13 protein-coding genes are annotated in these 14,323 nt (G+C 57.7%); 4 read left to right on the forward strand and 9 right to left on the reverse strand.

Annotated features, from left to right (window positions below):
* Positions 1 to 51 precede the first annotated feature (51 nt).
* The 5 genes from ACWNMW_RS02220 to ACWNMW_RS02240 form a co-directional block, all read right to left on the reverse strand.
* Positions 52 to 1,218: a macrolide family glycosyltransferase gene (locus tag ACWNMW_RS02220; protein ID WP_034501387.1), complete on the reverse strand. Its 1,167-nt coding sequence runs from the start codon at positions 1,216 to 1,218 to the stop codon at positions 52 to 54.
* The gene (locus ACWNMW_RS02225; RefSeq protein ID WP_034501385.1) at positions 1,211 to 1,849 is read right to left on the reverse strand and encodes a TetR/AcrR family transcriptional regulator; all 639 of its coding nucleotides are present in this window, start codon (positions 1,847 to 1,849) and stop codon (positions 1,211 to 1,213) included. The genes ACWNMW_RS02220 and ACWNMW_RS02225 overlap by 8 nt, the downstream gene beginning before the upstream one ends.
* A gap of 311 nt (positions 1,850 to 2,160) precedes the next feature.
* On the reverse strand, positions 2,161 to 3,678 hold the full coding sequence (guaB, locus tag ACWNMW_RS02230; protein ID WP_449489894.1) for an IMP dehydrogenase: 1,518 nt from the start codon (positions 3,676 to 3,678) through the stop codon (positions 2,161 to 2,163).
* Between the two features lie 92 nt (positions 3,679 to 3,770).
* A complete protein-coding gene (locus ACWNMW_RS02235; RefSeq protein WP_449489895.1) occupies positions 3,771 to 5,054 on the reverse strand; it encodes an AGE family epimerase/isomerase in 1,284 nt (427 codons plus the stop codon).
* A gap of 133 nt (positions 5,055 to 5,187) precedes the next feature.
* Positions 5,188 to 6,120: a MerR family transcriptional regulator gene (locus ACWNMW_RS02240; RefSeq protein WP_449489896.1), complete on the reverse strand. Its 933-nt coding sequence runs from the start codon at positions 6,118 to 6,120 to the stop codon at positions 5,188 to 5,190.
* Between the two features lie 344 nt (positions 6,121 to 6,464).
* Here ACWNMW_RS02240 and ACWNMW_RS02245 point away from each other — a divergent pair, with 344 nt between their 5' ends.
* From ACWNMW_RS02245 to ACWNMW_RS02255, 3 genes are all read left to right on the forward strand, one after another.
* Complete coding sequence (locus tag ACWNMW_RS02245; protein ID WP_034501378.1) at positions 6,465 to 6,758, forward strand: WhiB family transcriptional regulator; 294 nt, start codon at positions 6,465 to 6,467, stop codon at positions 6,756 to 6,758.
* A gap of 137 nt (positions 6,759 to 6,895) precedes the next feature.
* Complete coding sequence (locus ACWNMW_RS02250) at positions 6,896 to 7,690, forward strand: DsbA family protein (protein ID WP_449489897.1); 795 nt, start codon at positions 6,896 to 6,898, stop codon at positions 7,688 to 7,690.
* A gap of 140 nt (positions 7,691 to 7,830) precedes the next feature.
* On the forward strand, positions 7,831 to 8,643 hold the full coding sequence (locus tag ACWNMW_RS02255; protein WP_449489898.1) for a cytochrome c biogenesis CcdA family protein: 813 nt from the start codon (positions 7,831 to 7,833) through the stop codon (positions 8,641 to 8,643).
* Positions 8,644 to 8,708: 65 nt separating this feature from the next.
* On the opposite strand, the gene groES is transcribed toward ACWNMW_RS02255, so the two are convergent.
* Complete coding sequence (groES, locus tag ACWNMW_RS02260) at positions 8,709 to 9,005, reverse strand: co-chaperone GroES (RefSeq protein WP_034501374.1); 297 nt, start codon at positions 9,003 to 9,005, stop codon at positions 8,709 to 8,711.
* Between the two features lie 214 nt (positions 9,006 to 9,219).
* Between groES and ACWNMW_RS02265 the strand changes: the two genes are divergently transcribed.
* Positions 9,220 to 10,458 (forward strand): THUMP-like domain-containing protein, encoded by a 1,239-nt coding sequence (locus ACWNMW_RS02265; protein WP_449489899.1) that lies wholly within the window; start codon positions 9,220 to 9,222, stop codon positions 10,456 to 10,458.
* Here the strand turns inward: ACWNMW_RS02265 and tsaD are convergent.
* The 3 genes from tsaD to ACWNMW_RS02280 form a co-directional block, all read right to left on the reverse strand.
* On the reverse strand, positions 10,439 to 11,500 hold the full coding sequence (tsaD, locus tag ACWNMW_RS02270; RefSeq protein WP_449489900.1) for a tRNA (adenosine(37)-N6)-threonylcarbamoyltransferase complex transferase subunit TsaD: 1,062 nt from the start codon (positions 11,498 to 11,500) through the stop codon (positions 10,439 to 10,441). The two genes, ACWNMW_RS02265 and tsaD, sit on opposite strands and share 20 nt — an antisense overlap.
* Before the next feature lie 99 nt (positions 11,501 to 11,599).
* On the reverse strand, positions 11,600 to 12,343 hold the full coding sequence (locus tag ACWNMW_RS02275) for a succinate dehydrogenase/fumarate reductase iron-sulfur subunit (RefSeq protein ID WP_034501371.1): 744 nt from the start codon (positions 12,341 to 12,343) through the stop codon (positions 11,600 to 11,602).
* Complete coding sequence (locus tag ACWNMW_RS02280) at positions 12,340 to 14,319, reverse strand: fumarate reductase/succinate dehydrogenase flavoprotein subunit (protein ID WP_034501370.1); 1,980 nt, start codon at positions 14,317 to 14,319, stop codon at positions 12,340 to 12,342. Before ACWNMW_RS02280 ends, ACWNMW_RS02275 begins: the two co-directional genes overlap by 4 nt.
* Positions 14,320 to 14,323 lie beyond the last annotated feature (4 nt).

Genomic DNA, 14,323 nt, shown 5'->3' on the forward strand with positions numbered 1-14,323 from the left:
TTAAAACAGTGCTGGCGGGGAACAGCCCGTCAACTGCTCCCCGCCCGCGTTTCACGCTCGATTGAGCCGCTCGACGATGAGCTTCGCAGCTTCTGCATTGCCACCTGCGTTGCATGTCTCTCTGCGAAACTCGGAAAGACGCGTGTGACACTCACGATCAGATAACACACGCATGGCAGCCTCACGAAGCACATCGGCAGTTACTGCATGGGCCTCCAACACTTCGCCCAATCCCAGCTCTTTCACCCGCCGAGCCACAGTCGGTTGATCGTTACCAACTGGTACAACCAGCATCGGCACTCCGTAGAAGAGTGCCTCATTAACGCTGTTCATTCCTCCGTGGGTAATAAAGAGAGATGCTCGTGCAAGCACCTCAAGCTGCGGAACCCTGCTGCGGACCATGATCGTGGGTGGCAGGGAGCCCAGGCTCTCAGGACGTACAGACCCACCGATTGCCATAACAACGCGCACACCACAGCTGCGGAACGCTTCCACACACCGACGGAAGAAACGTTCGGACTTATTGAGTTCTGTCCCTAGAGATATGTAGATGAGGGGGCCACTACCCCCGGGAGGCGAAAATGGCTCGCTGCAACGTCCATCGATAGACGCCCCTACGAACGCGTATCGAGATGAAGGGAATTCCTTGGCATATATCTGAAAGCTCCGGGGCGTATAGACGATATTGAGGCTAGGGCTATTACACGCAATCTCGGCTTCGATCTCTCGGAAGCGCCACCCATATCTCCTACTTAAAGGTGCAGAAATGAGCGATCTAAGGCGCGGAAAACGGAAGATCGACGTTAAGTACAACCCGCCGCTTCGCCCGAAGTCGTCTAGTACATGCTCATTGAGCGCAAAGGTTGAGAAGATCCTGATCGGGACTATCCCCAAACGGTCGGCGAGTGCTTTGCCTGAAACAAAGAGCATCTCGTAGATAAGGCAGTCGTAGTCTGAGCCGATACGCAGCACCGTCCGGTAAGCAGCACTCCAGCAGTGCATGCGATCCTGGAATGGACTCGGACAGAGGGGATAGTCGTCATAGGGGACAAAATCTGCGCCCGTATCTTCCACAGCTTCCCGCCACGTAGGCGAATGAATGTAGGTCACACGATGTCCCATATCAGTGAGTACCCGAGCTAAGCCGAGCGTCGGGTTCGTGTGCCCAGAAAACGGTAGATTCACCATGAGAATGGAGTAGAAATCGCGCTCATTCATAGAAACGACCTACCCCATTTTTGATGACTGCGATAGAGTCCTCACTGAGCACCGGGGCGTCAAAACGTTCGAGGAAAGCAGCAATAAAATCCACCTTTTGGCACTTTCGCTCATAAGAATCCGAAACGATCAGCGGGTCAATCCACACATCTACAAGCAGAACCAACACTTCAGCGACTTCACCCGGGAAGGCGCAGCCAATTTCACCAGACTCCATTCCCTGGCGCAGCATTTGTTCCAAGTGGGGCGCGAGCGTTGTCAGGGAGTGACGCAATGATCCCAGCAAGGCTTCAGGAACCTCGCTTACCCAGTTGGCGCGCCCGATACCATTTTGCGGACCGGAGGCGACCATATGCGCCGTGAGGCTTGTCATCCTATCGATCACCGACACATCCGATTGTGCAGCCAAATCTTCGACAAATGCATTCAAATACTGCAACTCACCCTGAATAACGGAACCCAACACCTCCTGCTTCGATGAGAAATGGTGATAGATCGCCCCCTTCGACATTCCGCTTGCCCCGACGATATCTTGCATGGTTGTGCTGTCGTACCCATTCTCTGCGAATAGCTGTCGGGCAGCTGCACAGATCATCTCCCGAGTACGCTCGGACTTCTCCGCCTGATTCATACAACCTCCATAACCGACCGACGGTCGGTTTTATTTTAACGCCCTCCCCCACACCTGCAAGACAGTTCACTGGCGAGTCCAAATGACAAGACCGACCGCACTGCCACGACTGAACGAAAGAACCAGCTACCGCCCCGCTTTTCCCCGCACCTATCTATGCAGTGGCTATATAAATATTTAATTACCTCCAAAACGCGAACGTCCCTACCGCCTCAGATACCATCATTCGTCCCGGTCACCTTCAGCAATAGAAAGCGGGCGGGAGCAGTCCACCCGACTGCTCCCGCCCGTCACGAACGCTCGAACTGCGATTACTTCGCCGAAGAGTGGTAGTTCGGAGCCTCTGTTGTCATCTGAACATCGTGCGGATGCGACTCACGCAGACCCGCAGACGTGATGCGCACAAAGCGACCATTACGCTTCACAGCATCAATGGTTGAGGCCCCCAGATAGAACATCGTCTGGTGCAAACCACCAACCAGCTGGTAGACGACCGCCGCAAGAGCTCCGGTGTAGGGAACCTGGCCTTCGATGCCTTCAGGAACAATCTTGTCGTCTGAAGACACATCTGCCTGGAAGTAGCGATCCTTCGAGTACGACTTACGCCCACGCGAGCTCATGGCACCCAAGGAACCCATGCCACGGTAACGCTTGTACTGCTTACCGTTGGTGAAGACGACCTCGCCGGGAGATTCTTCGCAGCCTGCCAGCAAGGACCCCAGCATAACGGTGTCGGCGCCAGCGACGATGGCCTTGCCAATATCGCCCGAGTACTGCAGCCCACCATCAGCAATGAGCGGAACACCTGCAGGCTTGCAAGCCAAGGACGCCAGGTGAATCGCGGTGACTTGAGGAACTCCCACACCCGCAACCACGCGAGTCGTGCAGATAGAACCCGGTCCAACACCGACCTTCACAGCGTCGACACCCGCATCGATCAAAGCTTGAGCGCCTTCAGTCGTTGCGACGTTGCCGCCAATGATCTGAACGCCATCAAAAGTCGAGTCCGCCTTGATCTTACGGATCATCTCCAAAGCCAAAGCTGCGCCGCCGTTTGCGGTGTCAACTACCAAGACATCGACACCCGCATCACGAAGCGCACACGCACGCTCCCAGGTATCTCCCCAGTAGCCCACTGCAGCGCCAACCATGAGGCGGCCGCGTTCATCCTTTGTCGCGTTCGGGTACTGCTCAGTCTTGACGAAGTCCTTAACGGTAATCAGACCCGTCAGGCGCCCATCCTCATCGATAATCGGCAGCTTTTCAACGCGGTTCGTCGCAAGCAAAGCCTTCGCTTCTTCACGGCTAGTTCCAACCTTTCCGGTTACCAGTCGTTCGCGAGGAGTCATGCAATCACGAACCTTCAAGGAAGCCCACTGATCCGTGGGAACGAAGCGTAGATCGCGGTTGGTAATGATGCCGATGAGCTGCTGGTCATCATCCACGACGGGCAGGCCGGAGACTCGATAGTGCCCACACAGCTGATCCAGTTCTTCGATGGTCGCATCGGGGCCGATGGTCACGGGATCCTCGACCATTCCCGACTCGGAACGCTTCACCTGACGAACCTGGGAAGCCTGTTCTTCGATCGAAAGGTTGCGGTGCAGAATTCCGATACCACCTTGGCGGGCCATCGCAATCGCCATGCGCGCCTCGGTCACCGTATCCATCGCCGCAGAAAGCAGAGGAATACGCAGGCGGATCTTCTTCGTCAGCTGAGCAGATGTATCAACCTCAGAGGGAACAACATCGGTCAGCTCGGGAAGAAGCAGAACGTCATCGTAGGTCAGTCCGGTCAAAGCAAAAGGATCAGTGTGAATGTCTGCCATGAACGAAGTCTAGGCCTCTTGAAGCCCCAGAGCATACTGCCGTCGACCGAAATACCGCGAGGGGTGGCTAAGCTCACCAATAATGAGCCGATTTACTCCGCGAGTTGCTTGAGAGCCAAAGCAAAGCAGGGAGTGTTTCCGACCTGCGGGAGCAGCAGCATCTGGGCCACATGGTAGGCGTCTGCCTTGCCTTCCCACGTCGTACCAGACTCCACACCCGAGGCGTCCACTTCATGAATCCAACGCCCCGTGGCCTCGCGAAGGTAACGGTCCACCCAATCAACCCACTGCGCATACAAAGTACTCAACTCAGCCACGCGGGAAGCGTCCCCTGCCTCTTCATGAACTCGACCAAGCACACACGCACTATTAACGGCCTCGCACAAGACCCAGTGCATACGGGTATCAACGACCGGGCGACCGTTCCAGTCGGTTGTGTAGACGAAGCCTCCGGCGCCATGGCGATCCCAACCATCGGCGCACGAACGATTAAAGAGTTGTTCAGCAGCTTCGACCATCCAGTCATCGCGATCTCCGAGGCCGATCAGTGCTGCGCGCGTATGAAGAATCAGACGCGCCCACTCCATACCATGACCGGGGGTAGCGCCATAGGGACGGAAAGGATCCGAAGGGCGATCCGCATTGTGCTCGGGGAGCATATTCCACTCAGCATCGAAGTGTTCAGGAATGCGCCAGTGAAATTGCTCGGCAGTGTCGGCAACGAAACGGCAAATGCCGCGAGCACGGTCCAGCCACAGGCGATCCCCCGTCGCATCGAAAGCGGCAAGATAGGCCTCGACAGTGTGCATATTGGCGTTCACGCCGCGGTAGTCCTCGCTGATGGTGTAGTCGCGGTTCCAGGCCTCGCGGACGCGTCCAAACTCAGGTTCCCACCAGTGCTGGTCTTGGTCAGTCAACGCGCGATCGAGCAGCTCTCGAGCTCCGGGACGTCCCAGAACAGTAGCGGCACTCGAAGACAGAATGACAAAGGCATGCGCGTAGGCTTGCTTGAGGCCGCCATTTGCAGGTTCAACGACCTTCCAATGTGGACCGTCTTCGCGTTCAACGATTTCGGTGACGAGGCCGGAGTACCATCCACCGTTCTCACGGTCGTACATCGGCCCTTCGGAGAGGCAACGAATTCCGTGGTCTACCAGAGGAATCGCCCAGTCGTAGCCCTTGAGTGCAGCCAGTGCAAAGACATAGGTCATGCGCCCTGTAATCCATAGTTCAACGGGCTTGGAGGGATCGACAGCGCCATTGCGATCGAGGTATCCGAATCCGCAGTCAACGACGGACCCTGCTGCAAAATGAGCGAGTTCTTCGAATTCTTCGTCAAATGCCTCAATGAGCTGAGGATCTTCCCACGGGGTCATCTTTATTCCTCTGCATGCTGCCGCACCTGCGCGGCGTAATAGATACGCGTCTACGCTAACACGTTCTTCGATGCACAGAAACCGTTACGAGGCCAATTCCGCTAAACCGGGCAAGTTCCCTGTTTATGCGAGATTATTTTGCTCGCGCCACGGCGCGCGTAAGCTTCGCTCCAAGCAGCGCTAAAGTTTCTTCCACACACGCTGAAACAGTGCGAACACGCAACACATGATCATCCAGAACGCGCGGCGACTGGGAACCAACCGCGATCACGTCAATTCCATGGTTGTGCACTGCCGAGGCCACGAAGTTTTTACACTCTTCCCCTTGGCCCAAGGTAATAAGTGCAGCGACGTTGGAGTCAATATTCTCGACAAAGGCATCGAGCTTTTCTTTTCCGCCAACCCATCCGCGGCTACAGGCACCCAAGACGACAACATTGGGTCCATACCAGCGAAGAGCAACTCCGATAACGTGAGCAGGAAGCAGGTGCGCACGGTCTCCCAAGATAATGATGCTGGGAGAGGAAGGGAACTTCGGTTCAGGGCGCTGCTCCGACATTGCACGCAGAACGTCATACATCGCTTGGGTTAAGAGCGATGAACCTGCAACACCGGGAGTCTCCCCGTGATAGTCCGTTGCCATGACTTCGAAAGCAGGCTCAACTAAGAGCATCCAGGTGTGAAGCAGGCCTTTTTCACTGATGCTCGCCTCGATCAAGTGGACAAGCTTCTCGCGGTCTCCCGCGCGCGCGGCAGCAACCAATTCATCCGCTGTCCGCGGAGGGGCAACTTCTTCGAGATCTCCCCTGGACTGAGAAAGCACAATCGCAGCGGCATCTGAGGGAGTGACACCACTTTGAATGAGCTCGATCATGTGACTGAGTCGAGCAACATCTTCAGGAAGGTATCGCCGGTGACTACCCGCAGAGCGTTCGCCCGGTCCCAGACCATAACGTCGTTCCCAGGTTCGAAGAGTCGAGGCAGAGACGCCAAGCTTGGAAGAAACAGCAGTAACGGTCAGCGGTGCGTCATGAGCGGGGGGAAGCACAAGTTGTGCGCGGGGCATCGCCTTCTCCTGCCTTTCTGAAGGATACCTAAATGAATGCTACCTATTGATTGTCAGCTCTGAAGGTCGTCTTCGCCAATCGAGGGCTGAGATTTTGTCCGCTCACAGCTGAGCAAGAATATGTGACAGGCAACAAAATTGCGCTTTCAGCCTCCTTACAGCTGGCCGTTATATGCCGTAATAATGCGGTTTTCGCTGGAAGTTAAAGCATTTTCGGTTTCCTGTGAAACAACTATGATTCTGTGACAAGGGCTTGAATAACTCTTGCACAATTCGGTAGCCTTCATTCAGTCCTTCCTCAAGAGATCGTCTCTTGCCGGAAAGACCAATGAATGGAGGTACTCATGTCTGACGTCTCCCGACTGCCCGGACCTTCGATTGATGCGTGGGAATGGCAGTACCAGGGCGCATGTCGCGACCTCGACACGGAACTTTTCTTCCACCCCGAGGGTGAACGAGGCTCTACTCGTCGCCGTCGTGCAGCTGGCGCTAAGGCCATTTGCGCAACCTGCCCCGTCATCGAGCAGTGCCGCGAATATGCTCTGCGCGCTCAGGAGCCCTACGGAATCTGGGGCGGCATGACAGAAGAAGAACGACGCGAAGAAGTTCAGCGTCGTCGGATCCGCCGAGCATCCTGACGCACTTCATACGTAAACAACAAACTCGCTCGGGACGCTTTCCCGGGCGAGTTTCCTATGCTCACAGGCTATTCGCCCTCACGGGCCCCATACAATACACTGAACTCATCCCCATCAATTCAGGCGAAAGGTGACCAATGACGACGCGCCAAGGCAGCAAACAACGAATCATCGCTATCGCTCTTCTCGCATGTGCTGTCGCACTCATTTGCGGTGCCGTGTGGTGGACCAACCGCCCCGCTACCCCCGCAGCAACTTCGTCGGCCTCGGCAATGCCCAGCGCAACTGCAATGCAGCAGTCACCACAAGCGACGGTCGCGCCCACCGCGCAAAGTTCCTTCGCCCCCACGGTCACCGATGAGCAGGGACTCAGCATCATTCACGCCCAGCAACACCGTGACCCCAGCGATGCTCGCGCGAAGGGAAGCGTTGACGCTCCCGTCGTCATGGTGCTCTACTCGGATTTCTCGTGCCCCTACTGCACGCGCCTTGCCAAGCAGGTCGAACCTCAGCTTGAGGATTTGGTTGCAAACGGCACGCTCAGGATCGAGTGGCGCGACCTCGCACAGATCTCCCAGTCCTCTCCCCTTGCCGCTCAGGCAGGAATCGCAGCGGCCAATCAGGGGCGCTTCTGGGAATTTGTCGCAGCAGCCTACGGAGAAGCCGATCCCTCCGGACACCCCGAATACACGATGGATTCTTTGACCGCACTTGCCCAAAAGGCCGGCGTGAGCGACCTCGATAAGTTCCGTGCGGATACGACGGATGCGAATACCGCAGCCCAAGTCAAGCAGGCGCAGAATGATGCCTACCAGATCGGGATTCAAGGCACTCCCTTCATGTTCATTGGCGATAGCTTCATTTCGGGCTACCGCGATGCTGACTACATCCGCGCAACCATTGCGAACCAAGCCGAGCACCTCAAGAAGTGAATCCTTTTATCGCCTTCTTAGGCGGAGTTTTGACGCTGTGTGCTCCATGCTCGGTCATGCTCCTGCCTGCGTTTTTTTCCTACGCATTTCGTTCTCCTAGTCAGCTCATCGCGCGCTGCGGGATCTTTTGGCTCGGGCTCATGACTCCGCTCATCCCGCTTGGCATTGCTCTGTCTGGGGTCGTTGCGCTCATCCGCGAGCATGCCTCTTTGATCACCCACGTTGTTGCCTTCCTCGTGATCTGCGCGGGAATCATCACCATCGCGGCCCTTGACTTTCCAAAATTCCACTTCGGTAGCCCGAGGCCTGCGCCCACGAGGCCGGGCACGAAACTTACCTTGAGCACGCCCACTGCAGCTGGCCAGCTCAGCACTCGCGAGGCCTCGACACCTCAAGTTTCTCTTTCCCCCACCGGCGCACCCTCGGGAGAAAAGAGCACCCCCATCGCGGTTTATCTTCTGGGGATTACCTACGGGATTGCGGGCGTCGGATGCGCGGGGCCCATTCTGGGAGCGGTTCTTGCGACCTCAGCGCTGGGCGGTTCTCCGGTTAGTGGCGCAATTTCGATGGTCTTCTACTCGGCAGGAATGGCGTTTCCTTTGCTTGTTCTTGCACTGGTCTGGAGAAAAACTGCCGGCCGCGTTCAAGCAATTATCCGCCCCAAACCGCTGCGATTTTTGGGCCGCGAGACGACATGGACCAATGTCATTTCGGGCGTGGTTTTAATCGCTCTGGGGCTGCTTCTCCTGCTCGTTGACCTCGGCAATCCTCTTGGCGGTCTCATCTCACTGGGAACCTTGTCGGGGTGGGAGGAGACGATCATCGCTACCTTCGGCGCGATCCCCTGGTGGGTCTTTGCAGCTGCTGGAGTACTGATTGTCGCTGCCATTTTCATGCTGGTTCCCCGCCGGGAGTCCTCGGATCAACGCGGGACTTCTTCAGATAAAAAGTGATGGGCCCGGACCTTATTGTCCGGACCCATCCTCAACAAGCGCTGAGCGCGCCTGTATCAAGATTTTCAGCGCTCGACGATCGCCAGAACGTCGCGTGCAGACAGGATCTGCAGCTCTTCGCCGTCGTACTTGACTTCGGTGCCACCGAAACGGCTGAAGATCACGTGGTCGCCAACCTTGACGTCGACGGGGACGCGGTTGCCGTTGTCATCAACGCGGCCGGGGCCAACAGCCAGAACTTCGCCTTCCTGGGGCTTTTCCTTAGCTGCATCGGGGATGTAGAGACCTGAAGCGGTCTTTTCTTCGCTGTCAACCTGACGGATAACAATGCGATCTTCGAGGGGCTTAATGGTGATTGCCATGTCAGCACTCCCTTTCTTCTCGTAACGATTTGTCATCCCTTCCCTGCCGTCGCGGGGGTCAGGTATGGGATCGCAATGTGTTTACGGACTCAGTTTAGGCTTCGATTGGCACTCTAGCAAACTGAGTGCCAGCTTCTTCTTTTCTCTCCACCTGAACCCCCACACGCCCCACTAGGTTTCTCTTCTACCTTGAATTTCAGCAAGAATAGTGTGCATGTCCTCCATTACGCCCCTCCTGTCCTCCCCCGGCCGCGAGTTGCTTGCCCAATGGGAACGCGAGGGCGCGTTTCGTTCTCTCTCCCCCATGGATCTTGCGCTCGCGATACGCTCCCAAGTCGCAGACCCGGGAGTCGCCTCGGCAGTTGCTTCCCAACTGCAGCTGCGCACCCAGGCGGAGAAGAAGTTCGGCTCTCTTGCTCGCACGCTTTTGTGGACGCGCGATGGTTATGAGCAAGCAACCCGCTGGGTGGTCGCCCGCCTGCACGCGCAACGTTTCCTTGATTCAGGGGCACACCACATCGGCGACCTCGGGTGCGGAATTGGCGCGGATTCCTTTGCTTTTGCCCGCGCGGGAATGCGAGTGACATCCTTCGACATCAACGACGAGGCCCTTGCCGCAGCGGGGGCGAACCTCTCTGTTTTCCCCTCGTGCCGCGTTGAAAAAAGAGACGTCACGACGCTTCACGGCGAGGACTTTCAGGCCTATGGTTTTGACGCTCTTTTCGCCGATCCTGCAAGGCGCACGGGCAAGCAGGGCGGGTCGAAGCGCATTACTTCCCCCGAGGATTGGTCACCTTCCCTGGACCACGTGCTGGCTTGGGGGGATTCCATCCCCCGCCTCGGCGTCAAGGTGGCCCCTGGAATCCCCTACGACTTAATCCCCGGACACTTCCATGCGCAGTGGACCAGCGTCGATGGAGACCTTCTCGAGGCCGCGCTGTGGGCGCCTGAGCTTGCACCAGAAGGGGCGGGGCGATCGGCAAGCGTCATCACTGCTGATCAGGTCCATACCCTCATCGATCCACAGACGCAGGCGGCAAATTCGCAGCCTCGCCAAGCCGAGTGCGGTCCGCTGGACAGTTATATCTTCGAGCCAGATTCTGCGGTGATCCGCTCAGGGACAATCGCCTGTCTTGCAGAGCAGATGGGGGCTCACCTTGTCAGTGAATCGATTGCATACCTGAGTGGTCCCACCCTGCACCAGACACCTTTCGCCAGTGCTTTCGAAGTGATCGATCACGTGAATCTGCGCGTCAAGAGCATTCAACAGGTACTGCGTGCGCTTAACGTCGGGCGCGTCGAAATTAAGAAACGCGGGGCTGACATTCAGCCAGATGCCTTAAGAAAATCCCTGAAACTCAAGGGAGACGCCGAAGCCGTCATCATTGCAACGCGCATCGGCGGCGCCCACCGGGCAATTATTGCCCGGAGAATCAGCGACGGGGAAGCATAGAAGTCTGCGTCAGCGGCATCCCAGAATCTGGAGAGAAATCCCAGTCTGAAGGTGCAACGCCCGCGCGGACCAATTCCGATCCCATCGCCGCGATCTGCGCGCCGTTATCCGTGCAGAACCGCAAGGGAGGCATACGGACACTCAGTCCCGCGGCCTCGGCACGCTGAACGATCAAAGAACGCAAGCGCGAGTTAGCGGAGAACCCGCCACCCACGACGATGGTGTCGCAACCATGATCCAGTGCGGCGCGTACCGCCTTTGAGGTCAGGGAATCATTCACAGCTTCCGAGAAACCGGCACAAATATCCTCGGCGGGAAGGGCTTCGCCGCGTTCCTTCAGTCCTTCTACGTAGCGCGCGACAGCAGTCTTGAGGCCGGAGAAGGAGAAGTTGTACTTGTGACGCTCCTGGTCTTTCCCGGCTGCCAAACCACGCGGGAAACGGATCGCAGTCGGGTCGCCCTTTTGCGAGAGGCGGTCGACGTGGGGGCCACCCGGATAGGGAAGATCCAGCAGACGACCCACCTTGTCGAAGGCTTCACCGGCAGCATCGTCAAGGGTTCCACCGAGTTCGCGGACATCGGTCGCGATGTCATTAATGAGAAGCAGGTTCGAGTGCCCGCCCGAGACCACCAAACCGATGAAACGCTCTGGGAGGGGGCCATCGGCGAGTTTGTCGACGGCGAGGTGGCCGATAACGTGATTGACCCCGTACAGCGGCTTTCCAATTGACGAGGCCAGCGCTTTGGCTGCGCAAATACCGACGGTGAGTGAGCCGACGAGGCCCGGACCGGCAGCAACCGCGACTGCGTCCACCTCGTCAAGAGTGACCCCTGCTTCTTCGAGGGCACTGTCCAAGGTCGGAATGAAGGATTCCAGGTGTGCACGCGAGGCAATTTCAGGAATGATGCCACCGTAGCGGGCGTACTGATCCATGGAGGTCGCGGTCCGGTCAACCAAAAGATCACAGCCACGCACCAAGGCGACACCTGTCTCATCGCAGGTGGATTCAATTCCCAATACCAAGGGGTCTTTTTCACTCACCCGGCCATTTTAGTCCGGCGGCTCATGATGCGCATACGCCGTAAAAGGGATGGGGACGATCCCGCAGGATCGTCCCCAAACCAGTGAGTATTGAAAGACTCAGACGCCCTTGAGGGCTGCCTTTCCAAGCTGACGGTTCAGCGTGGAAATCACGTCGAGCGGGATCTGCTTGGGGCAGACCGCTGCACACTCGCCGATGTTCGTGCAGGAACCGAATCCTTCTTCGTCCATCTGGTTAAGCATGCTGACAACGCGACGGTAGTTCTCGGGCTTGCCCTGCGGAAGCAGGTGCAGGTGAGTGACCTTCGCCGAGGTGAAGAGCATTGCCGAGGCGTTCGGGCAGGCCGCCACGCAGGCGCCACAACCGATGCAGGCAGCGGCTTCGAAAGCGCGATCTGCGTCCTGCTTGGGAACCGGAGTGCCGTTCGCATCCGGGGCCGCACCCGTGTTCACCGAGATGTAGCCACCGGCCTGGACGATACGGTCCAGAGCGCTGCGGTTAACAACCAGGTCCTTGATGATCGGGAATGCTTCTGCGCGCCAGGGTTCGATGGTGATGACATCACCATCGTGGAAGGTACGCATGTGCAACTGGCAGGTCGTGGTGACCTCGGGGCCGTGGGCAATGCCGTTGATGACAATGCCGCACTGGCCACAGATACCTTCACGGCAGTCCGAATCAAATGCGATCGGTTCTTCTCCGCGGGCAAAGAGCTCTTCGTTCAACACGTCGAGCATTTCCAGGAACGAGGATTCCTCAGAGATGCCGCGGACTTGGTATTCGTGCATGGCACCCGGATCCTCGGGTCCGTTTTGGCGCCAAATCTTCAGTGTCAGGTTCACTTGTAACTCCGCTGCTTCAGCTCGATGTTGTTGTAGATCAAGGCTTCCTTGTGGAGGATCGGAGGCTGGTCCTCGCCACCCCACTGCCATGCTGCAACATAGAGGTACTTGTCATCGTGACGGAGGGCTTCACCTTCCGGTGTCTGCGACTCCGCACGGAAGTGGCCACCGCAGGATTCCTCACGGTGCAGGGCATCGATGCACATGAGCTCGCCCAGCTCCATGAAGTCCGCGACGCGGCCAGCCTTTTCGAGGGACTGGTTAAGCTCGCCGATGGACTTGCCCGGAACGCGAACATCACGCCAGTAGTCAGCGCGAAGCTTGCGGATCATCTCGATGGCCTTCTTCAGGCCTTCCTCGCGACGCTCCATACCGCAGTATTCCCACATGATCTGGCCCAGTTCCTTGTGGAAAGAATCCACCGAACGCGAACCGTTGACCGACATGAGCTTATCGATGCGCTCCTGAGCGGAGTTCAGTGCCTCGACGACATCCGGGGACTGAGCATCCAGCTTCGGCAGGTTGAAGCAGTGTGCCAAGTAGTCGTTGATGGTGTTCGGAAGAACGAAGTAACCATCAGACAGACCCTGCATCAGTGCCGATGCGCCCAGGCGGTTGGCGCCGTGATCGGAGAAGTTTGCTTCACCAGCGACGTACAGGCCGGGCAGGTTGGACTCCAGGTCGTAGTCAACCCACAGACCACCCATCGTGTAGTGAACGGCCGGGTAGATACGCATGGGCACTTCGTAGGGATTATCGCCCGTGATGCGCTCGTACATATCGAAGAGGTTGCCGTACTTGGCGGACACTGCTGCTTTACCCATGCGCTGGATGGCCTCGGAGAAGTCCAAGTACACGCCGCGTGCAACACCATCGATCTTCGGGCCAACGCCGCGTCCCTCATCGCACATGTTCTTTGCCTGGCGGCTTGCGATATCACGGGGAACGAGGTTGCCGAAGGAGGGGTAGATGCGCTCCAAGTAGTAGTCGCGATCCTCTTCGGGAATGTCGCGAGGATCCTTTTCGCAGTCCTCGGCCTTCTTGGGAACCCAAATACGACCGTCGTTACGCAGGGACTCGGACATCAGCGTCAGCTTGGACTGCTGGTCGCCGTGCTGCGGGATGCAGGTCGGGTGAATCTGGGTGAAGCAGGGGTTCGCGAAGTATGCGCCCTTGCGGTATGCACGCCAGATTGCGGTGGCGTTGCAGCCCATCGCGTTCGTCGAGAGGAAGAAGACGTTTCCGTAACCGCCGGTTGCCAGAACGACCGCATCAGCGATGTGGGTTTCGAGCTTGCCGGTGGCCATGTCGCGCGCAACGATACCGCGAGCGCGACCGTCGGAAACGATGAGTTCCACCATCTCGTGGCGAGAATGCTCGGTCACGGTGCCGGCGGCAACCTGACGCTCCAGTGCCTGGTAGGCACCGATGAGCAGCTGCTGACCTGTCTGACCGCGCGCGTAGAACGTACGCGAGACCTGGACACCACCGAAGGAACGGTTGTCCAGCAAGCCGCCGTATTCACGTGCGAAGGGGACGCCCTGTGCCACGCACTGGTCAATGATGCTGGCGCTGACTTCAGCGAGGCGGTACACGTTGGTTTCACGTGCACGGTAGTCGCCGCCCTTGACGGTGTCGTAGAAGAGGCGGTAGACGGAGTCGTTATCGTTGCGGTAGTTCTTCGCAGCGTTGATACCACCCTGCGCTGCAATGGAGTGCGCGCGGCGGGCGGAGTCCTGGTAGAAGAAGACGTCGATGTTGTAGCCCATCTCGCCCAGCGATGCGGCGGCTGCGCCACCGGCAAGGCCGGTACCGACGATGATGACGTGGAGCTTACGACGGTTGGCGGGGTTCACCAGAGCCGCGTTGAACTTACGCTGTTCCCAGGCCTGAGCCAAGGGAACATCCATGGGGGCCTTGGAGTCGGCGATCTCTTCGCCTTCGCGGTACAGCCCGTGAATCAAAGTATCAGTCATGTCT

It is taken from the genome of Actinomyces sp. Marseille-QA0893 (genome assembly GCF_976954355.1).